This window comes from Nevskiales bacterium (assembly GCA_035574475.1).
Taxonomy (GTDB): Bacteria; Pseudomonadota; Gammaproteobacteria; order Nevskiales; family DATLYR01; genus DATLYR01.
The window spans coordinates 1-2,361 of record DATLYR010000127.1 but is presented as its reverse complement, the minus strand read 5'-3'; the positions used below and the strand labels follow the sequence as shown (position 1 = coordinate 2,361).

Annotated in this window: 2 protein-coding genes; both read right to left on the bottom strand. The window is 71.1% G+C overall.

Features of this window, described 5'->3' with window-relative positions:
* Positions 1-28: 28 nt before the first annotated feature.
* On the bottom strand, positions 29-1,438 hold the full coding sequence (locus VNJ47_07495; protein HXG28675.1) for an amidase family protein: 1,410 nt from the start codon (positions 1,436-1,438) through the stop codon (positions 29-31).
* A gap of 10 nt (positions 1,439-1,448) precedes the next feature.
* Positions 1,449-2,361, bottom strand: a 913-nt coding sequence (locus VNJ47_07490; protein ID HXG28674.1) for an ATP-binding cassette domain-containing protein, incomplete at its 5' end; no start/stop codon positions are given.

Here is a 2,361-nt window from a genome sequence, read left to right as displayed (position 1 = left end):
GGCGGGGCCAGTGGCTCCCGCCGTTACATCAGGCCGCCAACCGATCCAGGGCCGAGAAGCCGGCGGCGCGCTCGATGAGCTCGCCGGCAGCCAGGCACAGGTCTTCGCGGAAACGGCCAGCGACGATCTGCACGCCCACCGGCAGGCCGTCGACGACCCCGGTCGGCACCGCGAGGCCGGGCAGGCCCAGCAGCGCGGTCGACAGCAGCGGGCTTTGCGCCAGCAGGATTTCCTCGAAGCGCTCCTGTGAACGCAGGTCGTCATCGATCGGGAACTGCTTCTCCCACGAGATCGGCATCAGCAGCACCGGGTACTGTTCGAAGAACAGTGACCAGTCGCGCGCGATGTCGAAGCGGCGCACCAGCCCGTCCAGGTACTGGTCGCGGCTCCATTCACGCACGCCGCCGATGAAGTAGCCGAAGGACTTCGTGACCGCCTCGTCACCGTAGACCTTCACGGCCGGCAGCGCGCCGCGGCGCAGGTCTTCCATCACCAGCTGGCGGTAAAGTGCACTCATCTCGTCAAAGTGCGGCGGCGCCACTTCCTTGACTTCGTAGCCGGCATCTGTCAGCCATTTCGCGGCCTGCTCGAGCGCGGCCACCACGGTCGGGTCGACCTGGGTGCCGCCCCACTGCTTGAACAGCGCCACCTTCACCGGGCGGTCGTTGCCCGGGAAGTCGATCGGTGCCGGCACCCACTGCGGGTCGAGCGGGCTGCTCTGCGCCATGATGTCCAGCGCGAGGCGGGCATCGGCCACGCTGCGCGTCAGCGGGCCCTGCACCGACATCTGCTGGTTGCTGATCACCCGGCTCGGCGCGCTGGCCTTGTACGAGGGCACGCGGCCCACCGTGGTGCGCAGACCGACCACCCCGCAGGCCCAGGCCGGATAGCGGATCGAGCCGCCATAGTCGTTGCCGTGCGCAATCGGCCCCATGCCGGTCGCTACTGCCGCGGCGGCGCCGCCGCTGGAGCCGCCCGGCGTGACGCCGGGGTTCCAGGGGTTGAGCGTGCGCCCGTGGGCATCGTTGTCGGTGAACCAGCGCAGCGAGAACGCGGGCGTGTTGCTGCGCCCGACGATCACCGCGCCGGCGCGGCGTAGCGAGGCGACCAGCGGCGAGTCGGTGGCGGCGATGTTGTCTTTCAGTGCCGCGATGCCGTCGGTGGTGGCGTGGCCGGCGACATCCACGTTGACCTTGATCGTGACCGGCACGCCATGCAGCGGGCCGACTGCGCCGCCGCGGGCGAGTGCCTGGTCGGCTGCGTCGGCGGCGGCCAGGGCTTCTTCGGCCATCACCTCGACCAGGGCATTGATGCGCGGGTTGACCTCGGTGATGCGCGCCAGCACGCTTTGCGTGGCCTCGCGGGCCGAGACTTGCTTGCGGCGGATGGCTGCGGCCAGGTCGATGGCGCTCCAGCGCCACAGGGGGTTGCTCATCATCGTGTTCTCCTCAAGTGTCGGGCCAGGCAGGCTGCGCTACCGCGCCATATGTGTCTGCGTTGCCAGCAGCGGTCACCGGTGGGGCGTCGAAACGCGGCGCGGCGGCGATCAGCTCGCGCGTGTAGGGATGCTGCGGCGACTGCAGCACCTTGGCGGTCTCGCCGATCTCGACCAGCTCGCCGCGGCGCATCACCGCGATGTGGTCGCACATCTGCGCGGCGACGCGCAGGTCGTGGGTGATGAACACCATGCTGAGCGCGAACTCGCGCTTGACCTGCTCCAACAGCTCGAGCACCTGCGCCTGCACCGAGACGTCGAGCGCCGACACCGGCTCGTCGGCCACCAGCAGCCGCGGGCGCGTGGCCAGCGCACGGGCGATGCAGATGCGCTGGCGCTGGCCGCCGGAGAACTCGTGCGGGTAGCGCTCGGCGGCATCGGCTTTCAGGCCGACCTTCTGCAGCAGCTCGGCGGCCAGGGCCAGCGCCGCGGCGCGCGGCACCCCCTGGGCGATCGGCCCGGCGGCGATGGCCGCGCCCACCGTGTGGCGCGGGTTCAACGACGAATACGGATCCTGGAACACCATCTGGATGCGGCCGCGCAGCGCCGCGCCGCGCTGCTTCAGCTCGGGCGCCAGCGGCTGGCCGTCGAAGCGGATCGTGCCGCCGTCGAACGGGATCAGTCCGGCGAGGCAGCGCCCGACGGTCGACTTGCCCGAGCCCGACTCGCCCACCAGGCCCAGCGTCTCGCCGGCACGCAGGGTAAAGCTCAGGTCCTTGGCGGCGTGCACCGTGCGGCCTCTGCGCAGCAGGCCTCTCGTATGGTAGGTCTTGCGCAGCCCCTGCACGGCCAGCAGCGGCGCGGCGGCGCGGGCGGCCTGCAGCGGGCGCGCCACGCCGTGGGCAATGGCCTCGATCAGTCGCCGC

Coding starts and splice junctions, on each gene's coding strand:
- VNJ47_07495 (HXG28675.1), bottom strand. CDS start 1,438: ATGATGAGCAACCCCCTGTGGCGCTGGAGCGCCATCGACCTGGCCGCA.